Source organism: Photobacterium kishitanii, assembly GCF_003026355.1.
Classification (GTDB): domain Bacteria; phylum Pseudomonadota; class Gammaproteobacteria; order Enterobacterales; family Vibrionaceae; genus Photobacterium; species Photobacterium kishitanii.
Genome location: NZ_PYON01000014.1, coordinates 53611 through 78032 on the forward strand (window position 1 = coordinate 53611; position 24422 = coordinate 78032).

At 37.6% G+C, this 24422-nt stretch carries 20 protein-coding genes; 2 read left to right on the forward strand and 18 right to left on the reverse strand.

Annotation, left to right across the window (positions count from 1 at the left end):
• Positions 1–26: 26 nt before the first annotated feature.
• Positions 27–323: a hypothetical protein gene (locus C0W29_RS15500; RefSeq protein ID WP_036794112.1), complete on the reverse strand. Its 297-nt coding sequence runs from the start codon at positions 321–323 to the stop codon at positions 27–29.
• 279 nt (positions 324–602) lie between these two features.
• Positions 603–1421: a DJ-1/PfpI family protein gene (locus tag C0W29_RS15505; protein WP_080895455.1), complete on the reverse strand. Its 819-nt coding sequence runs from the start codon at positions 1419–1421 to the stop codon at positions 603–605.
• 194 nt (positions 1422–1615) lie between these two features.
• Between C0W29_RS15505 and C0W29_RS15510 the strand changes: the two genes are divergently transcribed.
• Positions 1616–2182, forward strand: coding sequence for a TetR/AcrR family transcriptional regulator (locus tag C0W29_RS15510; protein ID WP_045045613.1), 567 nt, complete (start codon positions 1616–1618; stop codon positions 2180–2182).
• Between the two features lie 62 nt (positions 2183–2244).
• Here C0W29_RS15510 and torA read toward each other — a convergent pair whose 3' ends face one another.
• The 6 genes from torA to C0W29_RS15540 all read right to left on the reverse strand — a co-directional run bounded on the left by torA (position 2245) and on the right by C0W29_RS15540 (position 9637).
• Complete coding sequence (gene torA, locus C0W29_RS15515; RefSeq protein WP_045045614.1) at positions 2245–4713, reverse strand: trimethylamine-N-oxide reductase TorA; 2469 nt, start codon at positions 4711–4713, stop codon at positions 2245–2247.
• 20 nt (positions 4714–4733) lie between these two features.
• Positions 4734–5912 (reverse strand): pentaheme c-type cytochrome TorC, encoded by a 1179-nt coding sequence (gene torC / locus C0W29_RS15520; RefSeq protein ID WP_036794118.1) that lies wholly within the window; start codon positions 5910–5912, stop codon positions 4734–4736.
• Between the two features lie 43 nt (positions 5913–5955).
• Complete coding sequence (gene torE / locus C0W29_RS15525) at positions 5956–6132, reverse strand: trimethylamine N-oxide reductase system protein TorE (protein WP_036794120.1); 177 nt, start codon at positions 6130–6132, stop codon at positions 5956–5958.
• Positions 6133–6594: 462 nt separating this feature from the next.
• On the reverse strand, positions 6595–7698 hold the full coding sequence (locus tag C0W29_RS15530) for a phosphoribosylaminoimidazolesuccinocarboxamide synthase (RefSeq protein WP_045043657.1): 1104 nt from the start codon (positions 7696–7698) through the stop codon (positions 6595–6597).
• 217 nt (positions 7699–7915) lie between these two features.
• On the reverse strand, positions 7916–8680 hold the full coding sequence (locus C0W29_RS15535; RefSeq protein WP_045045615.1) for a metal-dependent hydrolase: 765 nt from the start codon (positions 8678–8680) through the stop codon (positions 7916–7918).
• A gap of 243 nt (positions 8681–8923) precedes the next feature.
• Positions 8924–9637, reverse strand: coding sequence for a DUF445 domain-containing protein (locus tag C0W29_RS15540; protein ID WP_045045618.1), 714 nt, complete (start codon positions 9635–9637; stop codon positions 8924–8926).
• 215 nt (positions 9638–9852) lie between these two features.
• Between C0W29_RS15540 and C0W29_RS15545 the strand changes: the two genes are divergently transcribed.
• Complete coding sequence (locus C0W29_RS15545; RefSeq protein ID WP_045045616.1) at positions 9853–12174, forward strand: ATP-dependent helicase; 2322 nt, start codon at positions 9853–9855, stop codon at positions 12172–12174.
• A 24-nt stretch (positions 12175–12198) separates the two neighbouring features.
• Here the strand turns inward: C0W29_RS15545 and C0W29_RS21765 are convergent, their stop codons facing one another.
• From C0W29_RS21765 to alsS, 10 genes are all read right to left on the reverse strand, one after another.
• Positions 12199–12336, reverse strand: a complete 138-nt coding sequence (locus C0W29_RS21765; RefSeq protein WP_162836323.1) for a hypothetical protein — start codon at positions 12334–12336, stop codon at positions 12199–12201.
• Positions 12337–12632: 296 nt separating this feature from the next.
• Positions 12633–13889 (reverse strand): dicarboxylate/amino acid:cation symporter, encoded by a 1257-nt coding sequence (locus C0W29_RS15555; protein ID WP_036794129.1) that lies wholly within the window; start codon positions 13887–13889, stop codon positions 12633–12635.
• A gap of 363 nt (positions 13890–14252) precedes the next feature.
• Positions 14253–15383 carry an S-(hydroxymethyl)glutathione dehydrogenase/class III alcohol dehydrogenase gene (locus C0W29_RS15560; protein ID WP_036794131.1) on the reverse strand — a complete coding sequence of 377 codons (1131 nt, stop codon included), beginning with the start codon at positions 15381–15383 and terminating at the stop codon, positions 14253–14255.
• Positions 15384–15769: 386 nt separating this feature from the next.
• A complete protein-coding gene (gfa, locus tag C0W29_RS15565; RefSeq protein ID WP_036794134.1) occupies positions 15770–16339 on the reverse strand; it encodes an S-(hydroxymethyl)glutathione synthase in 570 nt (189 codons plus the stop codon).
• 312 nt (positions 16340–16651) lie between these two features.
• A complete protein-coding gene (gfa, locus tag C0W29_RS15570; protein ID WP_080895466.1) occupies positions 16652–17263 on the reverse strand; it encodes an S-(hydroxymethyl)glutathione synthase in 612 nt (203 codons plus the stop codon).
• Between the two features lie 183 nt (positions 17264–17446).
• Positions 17447–18673 carry an NAD(P)/FAD-dependent oxidoreductase gene (locus C0W29_RS15575; protein ID WP_045045709.1) on the reverse strand — a complete coding sequence of 409 codons (1227 nt, stop codon included), beginning with the start codon at positions 18671–18673 and terminating at the stop codon, positions 17447–17449.
• A gap of 544 nt (positions 18674–19217) precedes the next feature.
• A complete protein-coding gene (locus C0W29_RS15580) occupies positions 19218–20111 on the reverse strand; it encodes a LysR family transcriptional regulator (RefSeq protein WP_036794137.1) in 894 nt (297 codons plus the stop codon).
• Positions 20112–20367: 256 nt separating this feature from the next.
• A complete protein-coding gene (locus tag C0W29_RS15585; protein ID WP_045045710.1) occupies positions 20368–21594 on the reverse strand; it encodes an NRAMP family divalent metal transporter in 1227 nt (408 codons plus the stop codon).
• Positions 21595–21846: 252 nt separating this feature from the next.
• Positions 21847–22566: an acetolactate decarboxylase gene (budA, locus tag C0W29_RS15590; protein WP_045043923.1), complete on the reverse strand. Its 720-nt coding sequence runs from the start codon at positions 22564–22566 to the stop codon at positions 21847–21849.
• Positions 22567–22578: 12 nt separating this feature from the next.
• A complete protein-coding gene (gene alsS / locus C0W29_RS15595; protein ID WP_036794142.1) occupies positions 22579–24243 on the reverse strand; it encodes an acetolactate synthase AlsS in 1665 nt (554 codons plus the stop codon).
• Positions 24244–24422 lie beyond the last annotated feature (179 nt).

The window sequence follows — 24422 nt, forward strand, 5'->3', positions numbered from 1 at the left end:
TGGCTTTTTTTATGGTTCATTTAAATTTAACTCGCCATGCGTTGGCAATATAGTAACGCACGTAATTCCATATTTTCTGCTTCTAATGCCACAATCTGTTTGTGAGCTGCTGTGCGCATATCTTCATTTGCTGTACGTGTTTTTTCAAAAATATCACTAAGCGCACTAAATAATTCCTCACCTGCGAGCAGCATTTCTTGGCCACTGATTTCCACGTTGTAAGAACGTAATAAATCGCGAGCATAAGTCGTTAAATCACCTTTTGCTCGACCTATTTGTGTATCAATTAATGGGCAAGTGTAAGGGTAGGCGAAGCCTGACATATAATGTACCTTTAAAGTCAAATATCCATAATCATATAATTGTTATAAACCTCCGTGCCTATAAGTTAATTTTCGCTTATACGCTTAATTTGATCAATATGTACACAATAAGTTTGACAAAAAACAAACAAATGTCGTTATTTATAATCTTATGGCTGTAGCAAAAGATAGTATTGCGGGACATGGGTTGATCATTTATTGGGGGAGTGGGAACATTCTATTTTTTAATAAAATAAAGCGTACGTATACATACTTACGCTTTATAAAATATGTTAGAGATTAAATTTTCAATGATATGCGATTACGTTCAAAAAGATCTTTAGCTATATGATGTACTTTTTGTTGAATCTGATTTTTTAATTTAGGGGGAGCAGTATTATGATTACCAGTGTTAAATGGTGGCTGAGGGTCATATTCTAAGAGTAATTCAAGTGCTTGAGCTGTGCTCGCATTTGAAATTTCAGCAATTAATGCTAAAGAAAAATCAAGTCCAGCAGTTATTCCTCCACCACTAATACGGTTTCTATCCTTGACTACTCTTTGATTTATATAAGTAACATTAGGGTAGTATTTTAATATGTCAGAATAAGCCCAATGGATTGTCGTACTAAAGTTATCCAATAGCCCTGCCTCTGCAAGTATAAGTGCACCTGTACAGACTGATGTAATATATTTTGCTTGATTACCGACTTCTTTAATATAGTTAATAACTTCAATATCGTTTAGTTGCTCTAATGGATTTGCGCTGCCAGGCACGATAAGAACGTCGATATTGGGGCAATTAGAAAAACTATAATTAGGTACTAAATTTACATTAGCATCCGATGGTAGCAGTTGCTGTGTCTTTGCAAATGTAAACACATTGAATTGTTTACTTATTGCTAATGCTTGTAATGGTGCATATGCATCTAACATCGTCATATGAGGATAAATAAAAATACCAATATTGAGTTTCTTAGGATCTATTTCTGGGAATATGGCATTAGTTATTGTTTTTTCAGCATTTATAGCTGTTGATGTTAATCCTAAAATACCTGTTGCAGACGATGCTAGTGGTATTTTTTCTAATAGTGTGCGGCGTTGGTGATAATAACTCATACTTAACCTTTATCATTTATATATTGATGGTTAAGTGTACTTATTTGTTATTAATAACCAGAGAAACGTTTAGCCAGTTTTGTTTCAAATGAGACAAAAACCTTAAATTGTCCCATTATTAGATTTAGTTATTGTATTCGTTGTTACTTTATTTATAGCATTGGAAATTGGTTTACAGATGGATTAATAAATTAATGGCGAAAAATCGTAGTCGAAGACGCATATTATCAGCATTTAGAGAGTTATTAGTTAGTTATAATTACGGTGAGATTTTAGTAACGGCGATTATTGATAAAGCAGAAGTAAGCAAATCAACATTTTATAGGTACTATAGTTGTAAGCTAGATGTGTTTGTTGAAATGCATAGTGATATTTTTGATCGCCTTTTAGTGGGTTTAGTCACCGAAGATGATTGGTTAAGTCAAAATCCTCATCATTCAATAATATCTATGTCTATGTTAGCGATTCAGAGAACAGGAGGGCGACGCTCATTAGCTGCGCAATTCGGTGATGAGTGGTCAAATGCTGTAAGACTATTAAAAATAAGCTTAGCGGGTAAAATTAAAGGTAAAATTAATACTGCCTTTAGCGAAGACCATTGGCATATTTCATTAGATGTTTTATCTCATTCGTTATCTGTTCTGTATATAGAATATTTAATTCAATTGATAAATACCCCGAGCCTTGATGTGGCAAAGAAAAATGCTTATGCCTTACAAGCGTTTAGTTGTGCGTTAATTAAAACTGCGCTGCAGCGTTAATTATTAGTAAAATAAGCCCCAACAGAATGTTAGGGCTTGATATAACTAAACAGGATTAATATTTAGTATTCTTCAATCGGTCCACCAAATGCTGTCACTGGTGGTAACTCGCCTTTGAATTTCTCAATGCTAACCAAGCAAGTTTGGGCGCTGGTTGCTTGTGCTAATTCAGAGGTTGGAATATCCATCGTTAATGTGTTTGGATCGCCATAAGTATCAATCGAACCAACCTTTTCATTTAATGGACCATACCAAGCGCCTTCTTCGATTCGTACCACGCCTTGTGGGTAACTATCTGTCAGTACGGCACCCGCAAGCAATTGGCCACGATCGTTAAACACGCGTACAACATCACCGTCTTTGATGCCTTTTGTAGCAGCATCTTTAGGGTTTATGTATACCGGCTCACGGCCTTGAACAGTATAAGTTGCGCGGAATTCATCTGATTCACACATTTGTGAGTGCAAACGTTTGTCAGGGTGACAAGATTGCATCCAGAATGGGTGTTTATCAGAACCTGGGCCACCATGAGAACGTTCTGTCTTTTCAAACCACATTGGGTGGCCTTGACAGTGTTCATATCCATAACGCGCAATTTTACGGCTTGATATTTCAATGAAACCAGAAGGGGTGCCAAGTGCATTGATTTCAGGATCTTGACGGAAATCAGCATGACGAACCCAAGGTTTACCTGTACCAAAATCTAAAAAGCCTTGTTGCCAGAATACGTCAAACTCAGGCATATCGAATTTGCCAGCATTCGCTTTACGACAATCGTTATATAGTGATTGTACCCACTGCATTTCATCCATATCGCGGGTGTATTCTTTATTTTTACCAAAACGACGTGATAATTCAGTGAAAATATCAAAGTCAGTTTTTGATTGGTATAACGGATCAACTAATTTTTGCATCGCGATTAAACCACGACCACTGTATGAACCCATTACATCAATATCATTTCGTTCAAATTGAGTACATGCTGGTAGTACGATATCAGAGAAACGACAGGTAGCAGTCCATGCAAAATCAATGGTGATCACTGTTTGCAATTTTTGGAATGCTTGTTTCATACGGTTACGATCTTGGTGATGATGCCAAGGGTTGTTACCACTGATTACCATCATTTTGTAGTCAGGTAAAATGACTTTAGAACCGTTGTACTTAATTTCTTTACCTGGTTCTAAAATACAGTCAACAAAGCGTGCTACAGGGATAGTACGGCTATAACCGTTAAAATCATTGTTATCCCACTTCGGTTTTTGACCTTCATCAACGTTACGTGGGAAACCACCTGGTGCAGCAAACCCTGTTGAAGGAACGCCGATACCAGAATAGTGGTGACCGTAAGAGATACCACCACCAGGTAAGCCAATTTGGCCAACCATGGCTGCAATAACTGCTCCCATCCAGTAAGGTTGTTCACCATGTTCTTGACGTTGAATACACCAACCAAACAGAATTTGAGTACGCTCTTTAACCAGCATACGGGCAAATTCACGGATTTGATCTGCAGGCACGCCACAAATTTCAGCTGCCCATTCTGGGGTTTTCTCTACTTTATCTTTGGTTTCGCCTTTTACGTAACCAATAAATTCATCAAAGCCCAAGCAATACATCTTGATGAATTCTTTATCATAAAGATTCTCAGTGTAAAGCGTGTGTGCCACACCCAACATAAACGGCACGTCGGTTTGTGGATGAATGTAAAGATGAGTGTTTTCTAAGTAACGTTGAGTCTTGTTTTTAACGGGATCAACCGAAATAACATTAATTTCACCTTTAGCTACTTTTTCTTTTAGTTGTGCAAGGTAAGGGTAGGATTCGTGGGTTTCACAGTTCCAACCAACTTGTAAGTTTTTAACGGGATCGTTAGCCCATAAAATAATGTTCTTACTGTTGTCTAAAATTTCAGACCATGATGTACCTTGAGCATACACTTCTGTCGAACCAAGCACATAAGGCATGATGGTTTGACCTGCACCTGTGGAATAGTCGCCAACTTTGGTGATGTAGTTACCATGCATACCTACAGCACGTTGCATGTGGCTAGTACAGCTATGGAATTGACCCGTTTGACGCCAGCCAGTTTGACCTGCGTGTAATGCCCATGGACCGTAGTCTTTTTGAATACGCTCAAGTTCACGGTAGAACAGATCTAATGCTTCATCCCATGTCACACGCACAAAGCGATTATTACCACGAGTTTCGCCACTAAACTTATGCTTTTTGAGCCAGTCTAGGCGTACCATTGGGTAACGAACGCGTGATGGGTTATAGATAATACCTTTAATGCCTTTTAGCATTTCAGTTGGGTTTTTATCTATTTCAATGGCTTCAATTTGTTGCACTTTTCCGGCATAGATCTGAGCGCGGAAAGCACCCCAGTGAGAACCAGAATAACGCCAAGTACCTTGACCAATCTCATCGCTAGCAAATACTTTTGCAGAGGCGAGTAGACTTGGACCAATCACAGTAGCCGCACTTGTTGTTGCAATGCCTTTTAGAAAACAGCGTCTTGATACAGACATAGTATTTACTCCATCAATGCTTAGTGTTGGCCATTAGAAAAGTCAGAAGAGTGCTTTTGTAAGTACTTCAACACAATGGCTTCGCTATCACGGTCAAAGTTTACAAATGCCAACATACCGTTAAACATTCCAGGCCATGTATTGGCATCAAAGTGGCCTTCTGCTGGTTGGGTATGACACACTGAACAGTTGGTGGTGTAAGCTGTTTTTGCTTGTGCCCAAACCGGACTAATGTCGTTAATTAATGAATCTTTAGGCATCCATACTTTTGCGGTTACACGTTGCCAAGGAAGACCCGTTAAGTCATCGACTTTCTCTTCGTATTTATCAACCACTTTGTCATTTTGTGCAGATTCTTTCAGTAGAGAAGCAACCGGAATATTCATACCAAAATCTTCCTGAATCACGCGGCCGTAACCTTTGTCTTTACGCCAACCTGCAATTTCAACTTCTACTGCATCATCAGTTTCATCAATTACTTTCACGCCAGAAGCTGGATTTAAAATACCTGCCTCAACTTTCATCGCTTTATCTTCATAAACAGGAAGGAAGCGGACGCTATAGATTTCTTCGCCTTTGCTGTAGTCGGTACCATGCGATAGTTGGACAAGTTCGGAAATCATGCCGCCACTGGTGTCCATATTTTTTGGTAAGTGGTGGGCAATACCTTTATGACAATCGACACAGCTTTGATCACGTTCTGCGGCATTTTTCATTTGTACACGAGCAACAGGAGACATTTTTTCGAAATCCATGCCTTTGTAGTCGTGACAATCACGACATTCCTGTGAGCCATTAGCTTTAAAGCGTTCCCATTCATGCTGAGCAAGCACAATACGGCGATCTTCAAATTTTTCAGGGGTATCAATAAAACCAGCGAAGTGAGCAAACACTTCCTTACTTGCTTGTATTTTACGTGAGATCTTATCTGTCCAATCATGGGGTACATGACAATCTGGACACGTTGCTCGAACACCTGAACGGTTTTTATCATGAATGGTATTTACGTATTCAGGCACGACATTGTCGGCGTGGCAGCTTACGCAAAATTCTTCGGTATTGGTTTTTTCAAGTGCGGTGTTAAACCCACCCCAGAAAATAATACCCGCAACAAAGCCGCCAAGGGCTAGGACACCAAGGCTAATATGAACGCTTGGGCGTGATAGGGTTAGCCAAGCTTTTTTTAAAAATGCTTTCATTATTGTTTCTCTTTAAATGATGCTTGCAGCGTGAAGTAGGGAATTAACCACCGTGACCGGGAGGGCCAAAGACAAACAATTGCAACATCCATACGGTGAAACCATAACCACCAACGAAAATGACGCTTAAAATAGGGAAAAGAAAAATGGTAATAAAAAGGAACATTTTCCATTCGCGGCTGCGTGTTTTCTTGGCAGTAGGATCAGTAATACTGCTCATAAAACCTCCTGAGATTGTTAAATGTAAAAAATGAGTTCTTATAAATATTTATATCAATTCTAATTGCGATGTGATCATAAATTATACCCCTGTGCTTATTCAATTAATAAATGCACTATTTCACTATTAAAATTGTGACTTTTTGATATTACGCCTAATTGTTAACAGTAAATATTGATATGTATAATTAAATAAATATTTAAAACAAGATGTGTCAATATTCAATGGGTGTAAAATGAGTTTTATGTTGGTTTTTTGTTTGTGTTTTTGAGGCTGTTGTTGGTTTGTGTGGCTTTATTTGTTTTATATGTTTATTTTTATGAGGGGGATAAGCTTGCTTGATATTATTCCTTTGAAGAATAATGTGAAGAAGGGGACTTGTTATGTAATATTTAAGTTTTAAATATGAACAGCTGTACACATTTAAGCTAGAGAGCTAATTAAATAGCTCTCTGGATTTCATTAATCAATTAACTGATATTCCCGTTGTAAAATATCAATAATTTCGGCTTTAGGATCTTGGCTTAGTGTAATTGGCTTACCTGTGATTTTTTCAGCAATGCTCGTATAGATTTTAGATATCTGCATTAGTAGCTCTTGAGGAAGATCGTTATTTGCAGCTAGAGCAAAACGTTCAGGCATACGTTCTTTATTTAATAAAATATCTGGGTCAGGGAAATAGTTTAATAAAACTTGACGGAAATCTTCTTTGGAATTTTCAATAATCTGTCCATCGCGGTATGCTGCGCCATCCCAAATACGTGATGAATCGGGCGTACCAACTTCATCCATGTAAATTAGTTTTTCATTACCATTAGCATCTGTGACATAACCAAATTCAAATTTAGTATCGACAAAAATTTGATCTAATTTTGATAGCTCGTTACTAATAACATTAAATCCATCTGCTAATAGCTTTTCGTAATAATTGATATCGTCGATATTGCGGAAATTAAATGCTTGGTAATTGTTAATTAAATCTTCACGAGTGACGTTAACATCATCAGCTTCAGGGACATTAGGAATACCTTTTAGAATACCCTTCGTTGAGGGTGTCATCAGTAATTGTGGTAACTTCTGATCTTTTTGTAATCCTTCTGGCAGTTGAATACCACAGAATTGACGTTCCCCTTGATTATATGCACGCCACATTGAGCCAGTAATATATTGACGACAAATAGCTTCAACCATTACTGGTTTGGCTTTTTGTACTATCCATACGAAAGGGTGGGGAATATCAAGAATATGACTATCAGCTAAACCATTATCACTAAATAGTTTAAACCAATGGTTTGAGATTGCATTGAGTGCAGCTCCTTTACCTGGAACGCCTTTCAAGCCACCTTCACCATGCCAAATACAATCAAATGCAGATATACGATCGCTAATGATCATTATTGCTAAGGGGGCATCAGGTTGAACATTGTAGCCTTTTTGTTGAATAAGGCGACGACTGTCTGCTTCTGTTAACCAATAAACGGAGCGTACTTTACCACTGTGAACGGGTTTTTCAGTACGAATTGGAAGGTCGTCATTGACGGCAAGAACTTGATCGGCAAGGCTCATGGTGAAATTCCTATTTCAAAATGAAGACATCGAAATACAGAGTGCTTTAGATAGAAGTCACCTTAATCACTCATCTTATTGAGCATAATACTAGGTTCATTCTTGGACTACCAGTAAAAAAGCAAACGATTGCCTTGTGATCGTGTCGGTGTAATAAATGTAAAGTACAGTAGTGAAAGACCATACTTTACATTATCGGTAAGAAATTTAGTGGGGATTAAAACCGTTGATAAAAGGCATGCAAATCATGTGGTGTAATATAAAACATATGTATTAACCATTGCTTTGCATCATCAATATTGAACCATACCGGAGTAAATTTGAAATGATTCCAGTTAGTGACGACTTGTAAAGCGCCATCATAACTTGGTGCAATATCAAACAGAATAACAATCGCTATAACTTGAGCAAGACTGATAAATGGTTTTGTAAAAGCAAATGGCTTGAGTGCTGTACCAAAAGATGATTTTAAGCGTTTATTTGACAGATCGACGCTATATATTTCATCTAATGCTAAATGTACGATGCCACCGAGTAAAACAAATCCGCCAGCTAACCAGCTATCAGTTGCAGTGTGGCCAAGTAACACGCAAATATGTACACAACATAAAGCAATTAGCGTTACAAATGCTATGGAATGACATGCACCTCTATGTACGGTGCAGCGATCAAAAACAGTTTTTCCAAAATAACGTATAGTGACAAATAATGATACAACGTAAAGAATCAGTTCTAGCATTGCCACTTGGGTGTAAATATGACTGACGAGTATAAAGCAACAAAAGCCAGCCAAGAGTGTGAATAAGGCTTTCATTGATGTTGAATGGTCTGAATCAATGTCAGGAAGAAGCCCACCAGTGGTGCCAAAAAAGGTCATCCATAGTGCGATGCTGGGGCTAATATGGTCAGCAGACAAAAGTGTGGTTGCTGTTAAGCCACTAACAATTGCTGCAACCGTGAAATGGGTTGAGAAATTTGCCAAGAAAAATGAATTCCAACTGGATACATATACAGGTATTTATCACTGTTAGTTATCATAGTTCAACATTTATCACACTTTTAGTGTAATAAATGAAATTAATTGGGTGAAAAAGAATCATTTTAGTTGTTGTTGCAGAAATGTACGCGGGGTAAGAACAGGGATTATCGGTAATATTAGGAGAAAAAGTGTTGTTACAGTCGTATTGCTTTAATATCAAAAAATACGACTGAACGTGGATAAATGTTAGCCTGTAATTAGTGCTGAAATAATACCGATAACACCACCAAAGACACCTCCCCAAATAACCAGCCAACCAAGATGTTCACTGATCATTTTTTGAACCATCTCTTTAACCATTTTTGGGGTAAGTTCATTTAAACGTTGGTCGATAATATCTTCAATTTTATTTTCAATATCATGTAATGTTTCAGGCTGAACTAATTGTTGTTTCAGCGCTGTTTTAAAATTATCTTGCTGACTAATATCTATTACGGATTCTTGCATTTTTGCAATGAATGGTTCTCGTAACGGCTGCATCGCCTCTGCGCCACCCATCATAGTGATCATGCCACCAAATGATGACTTCATTATCACATCTAATAATGAATCAAATGTTGGTGCAAAGTCTATTTTACTAATAATCGGCTGCATATCTAATGCAGCAGCTTGTTTATCATCTTGATTTAAAAATCGGCTGATATTTTGTTCGGTGAAAAATTGTTCCATCATTAATGCTTTTATTGCGGCTTTAAAGGCCTCAAAGCGAGCCGGTATAACCCCAGAGCCATAAAGGCCGGGTACTTTTTCAAATAGCATATAAATGGCAAGCCAGTTAGTTAATGCTCCCGAAAAGGCAAATAAACCACAGTAAAGAATAATATGCTGATCGCTAATATAACCAATGAATAAAAGTAGAAGAGAAAGGGCGTTTGTCATGAAGCTTTTGTTTTTTAACATGTGGTAGTTCTTAGTAGTTATAACACCGATAGGCACGGTCATAGAGTCAGTAAATAGCGTTTTGCTACCCATAATTAAGCCAAATTCTAACAATAGAAACAGACCAACGCTACATTTGTGTTAGCTCACCGCAATCGTTGGTTTACGATTTAAACTTAAGATGGCAATTGTTATACTCGCCTGCCATGCATTTATTGTCTTACTGAGTATTTTTAATGACCCGTTTTACTGCTGAACAAACTGCTTTTATTCACCATCAGGCGGGCAATGCGCTGTGCGTGGCGGGTGCTGGGACGGGTAAAACAACGACTTTAGTGGGGGTTGTGGAATATAAATTACAGACTATAGCTGCTGATAATATGCTGGTATTAATGTTTAATCGCGATATTCGTACTGATTTTAAGACAAAGTTAGTACAGATTCCGTTAGCTGAGCGAATACCCGTTCATACTTTCCATAGCTTTTGTTTTCAGTTGTTAAGACAATCCGGCTATTTGTCGACGACAGGTTATCAAATTGATTTTAATAGTGGTGATAGCGATAAAAGTATTGCCAAATTTGTATTACGACAAATGGCATCCCAAGAAAAATCTTATCAAAAACAACAGACGTTTAAAGATCCGCGTACTATTGAGCTACTAATAAGCTTTATTGGGCTTGTAAAAGCGCATATGTTGCCGCCGAAAGAAGTGTTTGAGCTATCTGAAATAAATAGCGAATATGCCTTTATTGTTGAAGCGTTTTGGAATTTTGAAACCGTACGTAAAGAGCGTAAACAATTGTTTTTCGATGATTGGCTGGTGGAAACAATCCAGTTATTAAAAAATGATCATGCACTTCGTAATTATTACCATCAACAGATTAAATTTATGATGGTTGATGAGTTTCAAGATATAAATACTGCCCAATATCAGTTATTAAAACTGCTGTTGTCACCGCAAGCACAATTAGTGGCAGTGGGGGATATTGATCAGTGTATTTATAAATGGCGCGGTAGTGCACCACAATTTATGCTGAATTTTGAGCAAGATTTTTCGCCAGCAACGACATATACCTTGTCAAATACGTTTCGATTTGGTCATAGTTTAGCGTTAGCCGCGAGTCATTTAATCTCAAATAATAAGCACCGTTTTCATGATTTTCAGACCATTGCTCATGAGTCAATCGCGGATACAGCCGTTGAAGTGGTTGGTACGTCACGTCAAGTAGGTGAAATAGCACAATCAGTCGCTGATTTTATTCAGCAAGGTGGGCAGCCTGCTGAGGTGGCTATTTTAGTTAGACGCTGGTCACAAGCGATGTTATTTGAGTTAGCGTTTTTAACCAAGAAAATACCGTATCATATGCCGATAGGATCAGTGCTAACCCATAGTCGCGAAGTTAAATTACTAATGGATATCATGGTGTTAGCTACTGGGCGATTTTTGACGTTAGCCGGTAATGATAAAGCGAATTTATTATTTAATTTATTATCATTCCCACACTGTTATGTTCCTAATAAAAGTTTACGTCCGTTGTGTGAAACTTTGGCTCAGCGACCAAGTAATGAATGGCTTAGCTTAATAAAGCAAACTGAAAAAATTCAACCGACGTTAAATTTAGAAACGTTTAAAGATCGGGTTGAGTTATTATTAATGTTACAACGTAAGGGTAATTTTAAAGCCTTAGCTGTTTATAGACAGTATCGTCGTGATAGTGAGCTTGATACTTGGATTTGGAAAACAGAAGCGACGGCGACTGAAATAGAAGAGGCTGTTGAACGTTTAGACAGTGTTGAAACGGTATTGGAATCAATGGATCAAAACTGTGATAAAGCATTGCAGTATTTTGAATATTATACGCAACAGTCAGCGGCTGAAAATCAATCACAAAATAATAATAACAGTGTTCAATTAACCACTATTTTTAGAGCTAAAGGTTGTGAGTACAGCCAAGTACATTTACCTTATTGGGATAAAGATGCTTTTCCTTATGTGAACCGTTCGGCATTAGGTATTTCAGCTGATACCGAAGAAGAGCGTCGACTTGCTTATGTAGCAATGACTCGGGCTAAACATAGCGCGAAAATATATTATACGGTTGAAGCAGCTAAGAAAGATCAGTATGTTCGTAAGGACAAAAATGCCAGCCAATTTATTATTGAATCAAAGGCGGATGTTGCTCAGGAAATAGGGCCGAGGCTATATCATGATGGCGAATTACCATACCACAAGTCATCAGTGGTTCAGGGATATTATCGTCGTCTTGCACGTATTGATGATATGCAATCACCACCTAAAGCCGCTGTTATTTCTCTACCTGATCCAGATGAAACAGGGAAGTGTGCTTACAGCTATGAATGGGCACTACAGCAACCAATACCAGATAATGCAGAAAAACTTATTCGTAGTATGGTACAAACCAAAACGGCGAAGTATTTAGAAACAGAAGTAATACGTATTATACGAGAATTGAAACAAGCTGATGCAGTAAAACAGAAAGTATTGCTCAATCGTCTTATTGTTGTCGCTCGTGCCAAGGCCCGTAAATATAATTAAGTCTTTGCATAGTGTGAATGATTATTATTGATGACTTCGATTAGCTCGTGCTTCTCGTTGGCCTAGATTTTGTTGAACTGCGAATTCAAGACGCTCACGCAATTGGCGAGATTTTGTTTCAGTATGTTTGAAGCCTAATGCTTGCAATAATTTTCTGACCATAATATGACCTATTAACTCATTGTTAAATAATAGATCGGCCATTTCACGGGTTGATTATTATTTAATTTTTAGTGAATTAACATCATCTTTGAGCTTCCTATTGCTTCATTATATCGCTGCTAATGTACACAGTATCCATATTGATATAAAGGATGTTAAAAGTATGGTGAGCATAACGAATAAATTAATATTGATTCGTTATGCTCGTATGTAATGTTATGGCACAGTTTCATTGCTGTCAAAGCAATATCAAGCTTCTATAGTAGAAGGCGATAACATGCTAAAAAAGACTTAGATCACACTTTTGTTGACTGGTTTTGCCATTTATCAACGACTAAAGCGGCGATTAAATCTCCTTCAACATTGACTGCGGTACGAAAAGTGTCCAATGGACGCTCGATAATAAGCAATATCGCGATAGCTTCAAGTGGAATACCTACCGCAAGTAATACCAGTTGCATACCTGACATTGAACCTGATGGCATGCCTGGAGCACCAATTGATGACACCATTGCCATGATAAAAATCATGATCAGTCCTGATGTTCCAAGTTCGATACCATAAAGTTGAGCGAGAAAAATCGCAGCCACACCTTCAAACAGTGCTGTACCATCCATATTCATGATTGAACCTAACGGTAATACCATACTGCTGGTTGGTTGTGATATGCCTAAATCTTCTTGAGCTGTTTGCAGTGAAAGTGGCAAAGTCGCGGAGCTTGATGAAGTTGCAAATGCCATTGCCATGGGAGCGGATAGTGCTCTAAATAAGGTTGAATATTTAATACCGGTAAATATTTTAGCAAGTAGTGGTAATACAACCCCACCATGAACCAAAGTAAGCGAAAATACTAATAAAGCAAACAGTGCTAACTCGCCAAAAATACTATTGCCACTTTGAGCGGTAAATTGAAACACAATGGCAAATACAGCTAAAGGCGCTAATTTTATAACCGCAGACACCACTCGGTTAATTGCAATATTAAGTCCTGAAATAAGTTCAAAAATAGGATGTTTAGACGGTAAACTGGCTAATAATGCAATGCCGAGTAACAGTGCAAAAACAACAATAGCTAATAAGTTTGTTGTTGCGAGTGCTTGAAAAGGATTCACTAATGCCATGTTAAATAATTTTTCTGCAATAGCGCCACCAGAAGAGGCACTATTATCAATTAATTGAACATGGCTACCGACAGTTACTTGTGCAGTATCAATTAAATGTGGCCATTGAGGAATAGCTAGAGAGACTCCTAACCCTAAGCAGATTGCAAGTGTAGAAGTAAGGCTATAGAAGGCTATTGTTTTATACCCCAACGTTTTTAAACGTGAAGTTGAGCCAATACTCGTGATCCCTTGCAGCAACGATAATAATACCACCACACCAACCAGCATTTTGAGTAAGCCGATATAGGTTGTTTTAGTTAACATCAATAATTTGAACGTCGTGGAGTGCTCAAAACCAGATTGTAATGGTAAAAAAGAGGCGAGACTCCAAGCTAATAGGGCTGCGATCATTAATTGAAAAGGTAACGATTTGAATAGATGACGGTTCATGAAAAAGGTCTCTGTTCGGTGTTCGTTTCGTAACGAGAATATAAAAAGAAAGACTTGGTATTAAAAAGGCTTATTAATAATTAGAGTGGCCTTATCCAAGAAGTATAATATGTAGTTAAATTTAATTGGTGGAGAATAAAAAACGCTCTGACACAGAATGCCAGAGCGTGGCAAATGCCATTCTCAATTAACGATGATTTAGATCAGTATCTAAAATAAGGTTTAGGTAAAACAAAAATATAATATCGTTAATGAGTTAATTGCTAATCCATTAGCGTATGGTATTGAACAAGTGAACATAAAATAAATAATTCCCAACGCATATTATTATGCGCTGGGAATAGAGCCTATTAAGGCTAGTAATTACTTATCGAAGTGAATAACCGTACGGATACTCTTACCTTCGTGTAATAGGTCGAATGACTTGTTGATGTCATCTAGGCCCATGTTGAATGAGATGAAGTCATCAAGCTTGAATTCACCTGCCATGTAACGGTCAACGATACCAGGAAGCTCTGAACGGCCTTTAACGCCACCGAATGCAGAACCACGCCATACACGACCAGTCACAAGTTGGAATGGACGGGTAGAGATCTCTTGGCCAGCGCCAGCAACACCGATGATAACTGATTCGCCCCAACCTTTGTGACAACACTCAAGTGCTGAACGCATAACGTTAACGTTACCGATACACTCGAAAGAGTAGTCTACGCCGCCATCAGTTAATTCAACAATCACTTCTTGAATTGGCTTATCGTAGTTCATTGGGTTGATGCATTCAGTTGCACCTAGTTTACGTGCTAGGTCAAACTTACTTTCGTTGATATCAATTGCAATAATACGGCTTGCTTTAGCCATAGTACCACCAATGATTGCTGCAAGACCGATACCGCCAAGACCAAAGACTGCGATAGTGTCGCCTTCTTGCACTTTAGCTGTGTTAAGTACTGCGCCCATACCGGTTGTTACACCACAACCTAATAGACATACTTCTTCAAGCGGTGCTTCTTTGCTAATTTTAGCTAAAGAAATTTCTGGTAGCACAGTGTACTCAGAGAAAGTAGAGCAGCCCATGTAATGGAAGATTGGCTGACCGTCTTTGTAGAAACGGGTCGTGCCGTCTGGCATTAGGCCTTTACCTTGAGTTTCACGTACTGCCTGACAAAGGTTCGTTTTACCAGATAGGCAGTATTTACACTTGCCACACTCAGCGGTGTAAAGTGGGATAACATGATCGCCAACTTCAACACTTGTAACGCCTTCACCAACCATTTCAACGATACCGCCACCTTCGTGACCAAGGATCGCAGGGAAGATACCTTCTGGATCGTCACCTGATAATGTGAATGCATCTGTGTGACATACACCAGTTGCAACGATGCGAACTAATACTTCGCCAGCACGAGGTAACATTACATCAATTTCTTCAACAGAAAGTGGTTGTTTAGGACCCCAAGCAATAGCAGCTTTTGATTTGATAAATTTGTCAGTCATCGTTCGCTCTCTTAATATAGTTATGACCCATGTTCAAACATGGTGTTCGTTGTTAATTATAGTCACCGATTTGATATCGTCATTGTGACTTGATGCAGCTATTATATTTGTTTCTTAAAGATTGATAATCCCTAAAAATGGAAAATCATTATTACACCAGTGTAACAATAACTTCTTTTTTAGGAATAAATATAGTATTAGATGGCTACTAAAATTTGTAGTCAGGGTAGACTAATATCATTAATTATATGAGGTGTTATCATCTAAATGTGATATCCCTCGCATTTGTTATGTTTCATTACCCGATTATCTAAAATACCAATAAAAAAAAAGCAATACCCAAATAGGATATTGCTTTAGAGTTTTACACTAAATAAGTGTAGGTATTATGCCTGTGGGTGATTCTGAGCATAAACATGTGTTGCGATTGCGTCCATTAGTGCTGGAGATAGGCAATCGTAAGTATTTAGACCTAGTTCATTTAGACGAGCACGGATTGCTGTCATGTCTTTAGGATCTGTACCTGTTTCAATAATTGATGAAACAAAAGCAGCAAATTCAGGTGCTGACCAGCCTTCATCAGTTGATAGCTCAGTATGAACAAAATCTAAACCAAAGAAAGGGTGGTTAGTATTATCGATACGACCATACATGTGAACACCACATTCTTTACAAGCGTGACGTTTAATTGCTGCAGATTCATCGATCACTACAAGCTTGTCTGCATTTGCAATTACTTCAACGTTGTCACGTGAAATAACAGCGATTTGTGAGAATACAGCACCTTCTGGTTTCCAGCACTTAGAACAACCACAAGCGTGGTTATGTGCAGTTTGACCTGATAGTTTTACACGCACAGTATTTGATTCACAGTTACAGTTTAATACGCCACCTTGGAAGTTTTCTTTAGTAGCAGCGAAACCGTTATCAATTGCAGGGTGTAGAGATATAGACATAATGTTTCTCTTATTGGATTGTTATTAGATAATATTTATTTTGTAGGTTTATTATAATTAATTATAAAGGACATTTTAAAGTGCTACATTTAACGTAGTACAAGTGCGATCAAAATGAAAAATTAATTATAATAAGAATCAACGAAACATATATTGTGTTGATGTAATATATTCTATGCTTAATTTCATTTTTCACAATAACGAATACAGTAATTGATTATTACCAAATAGGAACAATCAAAAATAAAGGATAGCCCTAATAAGGCACAACTTAAAAGGGCATCATTACAATGAAATAAAATAGCGGATATTTTATTTATTTTTACTAATATGAGTTGCGATTGCATCCATTAAATCAGGAGATAAGCAATCATAAGCTTCTAAACCTAATGACTCAAAACGTTCGCGAATTGCAGCCATTGATTTAGGATCGGTACCTGTTTCAATTACTGATGATACAAATGCAGCAAATGCAGGAGCAGACCAGCCTTGTTCATTAGAAAGCTCAGTGTGAACAAAGTCTAATCCGTAGAATGGGTGGTTAGTATCTTCAATACGGCCATACATATGAACGCCACAGTCTTTACAAGCATGACGCTGAATAGTTGCAGTTTCATCGATGACAATCAGTTTTTTAGCATTCGCTATAATTTCAACATTATCACGTGAAATTACGGCTACTTGTGAAAATAATGCACCTTTAGGCTTCCAACATTTAGAACAACCACAAGCATGGTTATGAGCGGTTTGTCCGCTTAATTTAATATTTACTTTATTTATTCGGCAATGACAGCTAATTAAACCACCTTTAAATGTATTTTTAGTTGGTTTAATTCCATTATCAATTGCAGGATGTAATTTAATAAAAGGTGTAGATGAACCTTCAGTATTATTACCGAATAATTTAGCAAAGAATTTTTTCATTATATTAATCTTATATTATATGTAGAGTAAGAGTATTAAATACTTGTGATAAAAATATTATCAGTAATATATTTAGGTATTAGGTATTAGGTATTAGGTATTAGGTATTAGGTATTAGGTATTAGGTATTAGGTGATTATATTCGGCTAATAATATTAACCGAATATATATTCTGTTGGTTTACTACATTCCGTTAGGCTGGAATAGTGCCTTTAATCGTTTAGTAATAATTAAACGCGATACGGTAAACATTCCTTCAACGGTACGTTGATGAAGACGGAAAATAGTATCGTAAAGACGACGAATAAGACGCCCTTTAAAGACTAATTTATTTGCCATTTTTGAATTAGGTGCAAATGAGCCTACGGCAAAGTGATGCCCGACAGCAACAACCATACCACCATCTTTAAATTCAAAATCAGTCAATTCTTTGCCACGTAATAACCCAGTTAAACTTTTGGTTAAATGTACCGCAGCACGGTTAGCCGCTTGTGCTTTTGGTGGAACAAAACTACCGTCAGCTTGTGGAATTGATGCACAATCACCTAAAGCGAAAATACTATCATCAATAGTAGTCGTTAAATTAGCATTAACAATAATTTGGTTCATGCGGTTATATTCTAAACCGCCCAGTCCATTTAGCCATTCAGGCGCTTTCACACCAGCAGCCCAAAATTGAATATCAGCCTCTAGTGGTTGATTATCAGCTGTGACCATGCCATGGTCTGATACTTCACTGATGCGTGTATTTAAGAGCACATTAATATTTGTACGTTGTAGCTCTTTTAATACTTTAGCGGACATTTTTTGTGGGCTATTTGGTAACACACGATCTGCTGCTTCAATTAAGTTGATTGTCAGTTTTGCTGCATTGTAACGTTGTAATTTGTGACTTACTCGCGCAAGTTCAGCTGCAAGTTCAACACCCGTTGCGCCAGCACCTACAATATTAACGGTACGATCATTGCCTTCGCGTAACAATTGACTGATTTTATTCCATGCATGACGAGCCTGGCTTGCTGAATCAAGGAAAATACAATTATCACGAGCACCGCTAGTATTAAAGTCATTACTCACTGCACCGACGGCAACAACAAGGTAATCATATTTAACCGCAGCATCTGTACCATCATTACGACGAACGCTAAGCATCTTGTTTTCACGATCAATATCAGTCATTGCTGCTTGATAATGTTGGTAACCATTGATTGCGCCATGGGTGAAATAGCAAACTGAATCTAGCTCGCGGTCAAAGGTACCAGCAGCAATTTCATGCAAACGTGGCTTCCAATAGTGATCTGTTTCTGGTTCAACCAGAATAATTTCATGTTTTTTTCGATTAGCTTTTGCTAATAAAGTTGATAGTTCTATACCGGCAGCACCGCCACCTACAATAACGATTCGTGACATAACGAATACCTCAAAAAAGTGAACCCTAGACATCATTCTCAGGGGATGGTCTTTCCATCATTAAATCTATGAGCTGATCCGTTGCTACAAAATGACTTTTTATTAGCCACAACACGCAGGGCGGCTACCTGATATCTTATATGTGATGAATTTCTTTGATATAAGACAATTAAATCAATCAAAATTCAAGTTCTGTGAACTCAACACGGGTATTTTTTTTAAAATATCGCTGTTGTGCTAGTGATGACCATTATATTGCAAACTCATTTAAGGACAATGATGTAAAAAAACAAATAACCTTTACTGACTGGTAATAATAAAGGGTATAAAAATCTACTTGTAAAAGTTGGTAACAATAATTTACTGGTAAATTGATAAGTTATGTGTCTTTGGAGAATATGAATAAGTATACAATTATGGCTATATAAATGAGCAGATATAGCTATCCTAGAGAATGGCTGCTTTCTTATATGGTAAGAATGTTCGAGGTGCTAGAAAGGAAGGAGGTAGCATGAACTGGGAAGCTCATGCTAAAAATAATAATTTAAAACGATTCGATATCAGTAAATTGTCCTTGAAGCCAGTGAATAGCCGGACTTAATTGAGATCCAATTGGATAAATAAGGGATGCTGACCATACATTGCTAGTGATTTTACTGAATGAAAGGTTTAGTTTTTTTACCATCTCATTTTTAAGGTCATGTTGTAATACGAAGTCAGGTAAGCAACAAATACCAATATCTTCACGACATAAAGACAAAATAGTATGGATATCTTCAACATGCCACAATTGCAATGCTGCTTTTGCTTCTTCAAAGGGTAATGAATCTAAAGACGCTGGGATCAATAGGCGCTGTTGACAAAAATCTTGATAACTTAACGTTGTTGCGCCAGCATTAAACTTATCAAGATAAGATTGAGTTGCGACCCAACTGACATTGATATTGAATGCTTGAGTGTACTCTAGATTAATTTTGTTTTCGTGGTCGAAAATACCCAGTGCAATATCGAGATTTTTAGCTTTGATCTCTTCAGCTAAACGTTTACTATTTTGTTGCATAATAAACAATTCAATATTAGGTAAATCTGAAGATAACTCTTTGATTATTGATAGTATTTTGTCATTACAAACAAGTGGGTCAATACCTACCTTGATTTTCACGTCATTCATGTGGTAAATGGATAGCGAGCGCTCAAGGAATGTTTGATATTGTGCCATCATTATTTTGGCATTTTTGAGTACATGCTCGCCTTTTTCTGTTAGACGAGGGCATTTACTTGAGCGGTCAAATACTTGAAATCCTAAATCAATTTCAAAATTTTGAATGGTAAGGCTAACTGCTGCTTGTGTTTTATTTAGCTGTCGTGCAGCTGCACTAAACGAACCATATTCGGCAGCAGCAATAAATGAGCTAAGAGTTTCAATCTTTATATTCATTTTTTAACGATTCATCTTATTTATTATAATGAGTGGCGGTCATATCCTATCGTTCTACATAAGAATGACTGTATTGGTGTCTCTCTAATATAACTAAAACCTATACCTAAAGACAACTATTAGTGGTTTTTATATTGATATTTATTATATTTTATAGTTTCCACATGTAGAGGTAACTCTTTATATTGTGAATATTTTTATTTAACACGTATATAAATCAGTCGCTAAAAGTATAGCTGATGGCACAGATTTGATGTCACCCTATAAATTTAGTAACAAAGCCACTAATATTAGAAAGACTCGCAAGAATCATTATAATCACGATAATTCCCCCAATCGTTGTAAGATAAAGTGGGTGCTTGTAATCGCCAACAATATCTTTCTTACGTGTGGCAGCAAGTACTGTCGCGAGTACTATAGGTAAAATGATACTGTTAACTAATCCGGCTAACATAAGTAATAAGATAGGCATGTTCATTAATACCGTGCCTAAAGTGGTTAGTATTATAAACCCTACACACCATGATTTTTCATTACGGGCAACAATAGGAAAAAGGGTTTTTATTAGTGATATAGCCATGTATGAATTGCCAACGACAGAAGTAATTGAAGCGACAAATAATACTAATCCGAAAATAAAGTAACCAATATCACCTGCACCATGACGAAATGCATCTGCCGCCGGGTTTGATGGATCTAATGTTACTCTAGTAGTAATAACACCTAATACCGCACAAAATAATAAGATTCGAATAATGACAGCAATAGATATACCCGCCCATGCTGTTTTGGTTACGTTGTGTATATTTTCACTACCCGTTAACTTCACATCAATTAATCGTTGTGCACCAGTATAATAACCACCAACAGCACCTCCGACGATGGTTAATGTTGGTAATAGCAGGTTTGAAAAATCAGAAGGTGCAATAGCTGCTATTACTGTGGGTGCTAATGGTGGTAAATTAGTGAGGGCGACGTAGGCAATTAAGACTATCATTAGTAGCCCTAAGTAACGCGCCATTTGATCCATTCGTTTGGAAGCGTTATGAACAATAAAAAGTAGACTACCAATAACACCAGTAAAGATTGCCCCCCAAGTAGTATCCAATCCTATTAGAACATTCATACCAAGTGCTGAGCCACTAACGTTACCAAAGTTAAACGCAACAGCCCCCAGTGCTAATAGAATACCAACAAAGTATCCCATCCCAGGTGCAACTTTATTGGCAATATCTTGAATACGTAACCCAGAAACGGCAACGATACGCCATAAGTTCATCACTATCCCAAAAGTGATAAACATTGATGCGAAAACAGGGAAAGCCATATCAACATTATAGATATTGGTAAACACCGCGGTTTGCGTTAAAAAACCCGGGCCGACAGAGGTTGTAGCCATTAAAAAAGCAACACTTAAAATTGCTTTATTTTGCCAATTAGAATGGCGTGTGGGGTTACTGGTGTTTAATGTATTAGTTTGCATAATCAATCCCAAAATCAAAGTCTCTCATATTTATAAAAATAGAAAGACAACTGATGGGGATCAGCTGCATTGTGGTGCGGATATTTTCGCTTAAAGCATTACAATATAAAGATAATTTCAAATGTAATCGATTGCTTTAGTTGGCGCGGATAATAAAGGCAGTTATTAGCATTGTCAATAATGTTTTTAAAAACCATAAAAAAAAGCTCTATCCTTATGAAGAATAGAGCTTGAGGGAATATTTAATTAAAACTATTTCTCTGTGGTATGAATGGCCGCTTTAAGATCTTCAGGGTTTAAATCTGCGCGATCAAATTCTTGAGAAGCGGGCATACGGAGGTGGAAATCTTTGAAGATTTCAACTTCAGCGGTACCTTCAGTTAAAATAAAGTCACTAACATGACCACCTTGAGTACGATCATCACTGATAAAATGGAAGTGGAACCCTGGTACATTAATGCCGATCATGTATTCTGGGATCTTGAAACCAATCATTATACCTGAAACATGGGTCATTTCTGCGATAGGTTGGTGTTTAACTACCTCTACCATAGGTGGATAAGGACGATGCTGTGCAGGCACTGTACGTGTTTTAACGTATGAAAACTTACCCGTTAGACGGATTGCATTAATTGCGTTGTTAGCGACAAAATCTTTTTCTAAGCAAGTTTCAAATTCTGCTTTAGTTAGCTCAATAAGACTCACTTTGTCTGTAGGCTCAAAGTTAACTACTGAAGCAAACGGCGTCGTAATATCATGATTAACTAAATGTACTTCGCCAGTACTAGTAAGTTGATATACGTCATCGCCTAAAACGATCATTTCACCGTCAAGATCATTAAAGGTACCGATACCAAAATTACCATGATCAAGCAATTGACCAATTGTAAAATCACCTTGGTATAAACCTGCAATCAAGGCACTCATCATTGAGGTTTGGTAGAAAGTTTTTTCGTTATTTTTATGACTCATGATGTTTTCCTCTTAATCTTGTTGGCAAGGGTGAAGTTGATCAAGTAGACGACTATTATCACGGTAATCGACATTAACGTTCACTAGTACTGGACCACTTAATGCCATTGCTTTTCGCAGTACAGGTTCAATATCATCTGCAGTATTAATTGCTAGGCCATGTGCACCAAAGCTTTCTGCGTATTTAACAATATCGGGTCCCATAAAGCTCACGGCACTTTCACGGCCATATTTCTTAAGTTGCTGAATTTTAACCATGTCGTAGCTGTGATCTGTCCAAACAAAGTGAACAATATTACACTTATGACGTACAGCTGTTGCTAATTCCATTGATGAAAATAAGAAGCCACCGTCGCCTGACATTGAGATAACTTTTTCATTTGGTGTTAGTAGTGACGCAGCAATAGCCCAAGGCAAAGCTACCCCAAGTGTTTGTTGGCCGTTACTGAACAGTAGGCGACGAGGCTCAAAAGAGTGGAAGTAGCGCGCCATCCAAATGTAGATGGAACCTACATCACAACATACAGTTGTATCATCACTTACAAAACGACGTAGGTCATGAACAAAACGTAGTGGGTGGACACCCATTGACGATGTTTTGTTAATACCCATGCGCATAATATGTTGTAAGTCTTGGCGTAAGTCTTGAAGTTTTTGATTATTCTCAAGAGGCTCTCGTTGATCTAATTCTGCTGAAATTGACTTAACAGAGACCGCAACATCACCAACAACTTCTGCAACAGGATTATAACTGGCTTCTAAATCAGCTTGTTGATAACCAATATGAATAATCGGAGTCTTACCATCTTTGTTCCATAAAATAGGATCGTATTCAATTGGGCTGTAACCAATTGTGATAATTAAGTCAGCATTATTTAATGCAATATCACCTGGCTGGTTTTTAAACAAACCAACACGGCCTAGGAAACAATCATATAAATCATGTGAAATTACACCAGCAGCTGCAAATGTATTAACCACAGCAATTTTAGTTTGCTCTAGCAACTGACGAATAGACGCAGTAACAAATGGTTGGCTTGCATCCATACCTAATAATAGGACTGGGTTTTTAGCGGCATTAATAAGATCGGCTGCTTGGCGAATGGCTTGTGGGTGAGCACCACCAAATAAAATTGGTTTAGGTTGCTGTACCTGAATAAAAGGGATCTGATTCGTCAATACATCTTGAGGTAGGCTGACAAAACTTGCTCCTTGAGTAGGTTGCTCTGCAATACGAAATGCTTTGTGAACCACATCAGATACAGAAGCACTGTCCATGACTTCTGCGGAAAATTTACTAATCGGATTAAAGAGAGAGCGTGTATCCATTGATTGGTGCGTATTATGAGAATACATCGAAAGCGGGACCGCACCAGCCAGCGCAACAACAGGGTCACCTTCACTGTTTGCTGTTGCAACACCTGTAACAAGGTTAGATGCGCCAGGTCCTGATGTTGCCAGGCAAACACCTGCTTTTCCTGTTAAACGTCCCGTTGCTGCCGCCATAAAAGCTGCATTTTGTTCATGGTGACAAATAATGATTTCAGGCCCGTTATCACATACAGCATCAAAGACTGAATCGATTTTAGCGCCCGGAATACCGAAAATATGCGGAACATCGTGTGCGTTTAGGGTTGCAACGACAAGCTCTGCACCTGAAATGGTTTTATTTGACATATAAGCCTCATGGTTATGATTATTAATCGGCTCAGAACATTTTTCGCTAAATCGAATTTTATGTGATGAGTAGCACAAAAATAAATTATTTATCATACAAATTAAAGAGGCTAAAACTGGAAGTTAATATTACTTATTTAAATGATGGTGGTGGAATTGATTACTTAATGAAATGAAAC

Coding starts and splice junctions, on each gene's coding strand:
- C0W29_RS15500 (WP_036794112.1), bottom strand. CDS start 323: ATGTCAGGCTTCGCCTACCCTTACACTTGCCCATTAATTGATACACAA.
- C0W29_RS15505 (WP_080895455.1), bottom strand. CDS start 1,421: ATGAGTTATTATCACCAACGCCGCACACTATTAGAAAAAATACCACTA.
- C0W29_RS15510 (WP_045045613.1), top strand. CDS start 1,616: ATGGCGAAAAATCGTAGTCGAAGACGCATATTATCAGCATTTAGAGAG.
- torA (WP_045045614.1), bottom strand. CDS start 4,713: ATGTCTGTATCAAGACGCTGTTTTCTAAAAGGCATTGCAACAACAAGT.
- torC (WP_036794118.1), bottom strand. CDS start 5,912: ATGAAAGCATTTTTAAAAAAAGCTTGGCTAACCCTATCACGCCCAAGC.
- torE (WP_036794120.1), bottom strand. CDS start 6,132: ATGAGCAGTATTACTGATCCTACTGCCAAGAAAACACGCAGCCGCGAA.
- C0W29_RS15530 (WP_045043657.1), bottom strand. CDS start 7,698: ATGAGCCTTGCCGATCAAGTTCTTGCCGTCAATGACGACCTTCCAATT.
- C0W29_RS15540 (WP_045045618.1), bottom strand. CDS start 9,637: ATGTTAAAAAACAAAAGCTTCATGACAAACGCCCTTTCTCTTCTACTT.
- C0W29_RS15545 (WP_045045616.1), top strand. CDS start 9,853: ATGACCCGTTTTACTGCTGAACAAACTGCTTTTATTCACCATCAGGCG.
- C0W29_RS21765 (WP_162836323.1), bottom strand. CDS start 12,336: ATGGTCAGAAAATTATTGCAAGCATTAGGCTTCAAACATACTGAAACA.
- C0W29_RS15555 (WP_036794129.1), bottom strand. CDS start 13,889: ATGAACCGTCATCTATTCAAATCGTTACCTTTTCAATTAATGATCGCA.
- C0W29_RS15560 (WP_036794131.1), bottom strand. CDS start 15,383: ATGACTGACAAATTTATCAAATCAAAAGCTGCTATTGCTTGGGGTCCT.
- gfa (WP_036794134.1), bottom strand. CDS start 16,339: ATGTCTATATCTCTACACCCTGCAATTGATAACGGTTTCGCTGCTACT.
- gfa (WP_080895466.1), bottom strand. CDS start 17,263: ATGAAAAAATTCTTTGCTAAATTATTCGGTAATAATACTGAAGGTTCA.
- C0W29_RS15575 (WP_045045709.1), bottom strand. CDS start 18,673: ATGTCACGAATCGTTATTGTAGGTGGCGGTGCTGCCGGTATAGAACTA.
- C0W29_RS15580 (WP_036794137.1), bottom strand. CDS start 20,111: ATGAATATAAAGATTGAAACTCTTAGCTCATTTATTGCTGCTGCCGAA.
- C0W29_RS15585 (WP_045045710.1), bottom strand. CDS start 21,594: ATGCAAACTAATACATTAAACACCAGTAACCCCACACGCCATTCTAAT.
- budA (WP_045043923.1), bottom strand. CDS start 22,566: ATGAGTCATAAAAATAACGAAAAAACTTTCTACCAAACCTCAATGATG.
- alsS (WP_036794142.1), bottom strand. CDS start 24,243: ATGTCAAATAAAACCATTTCAGGTGCAGAGCTTGTCGTTGCAACCCTA.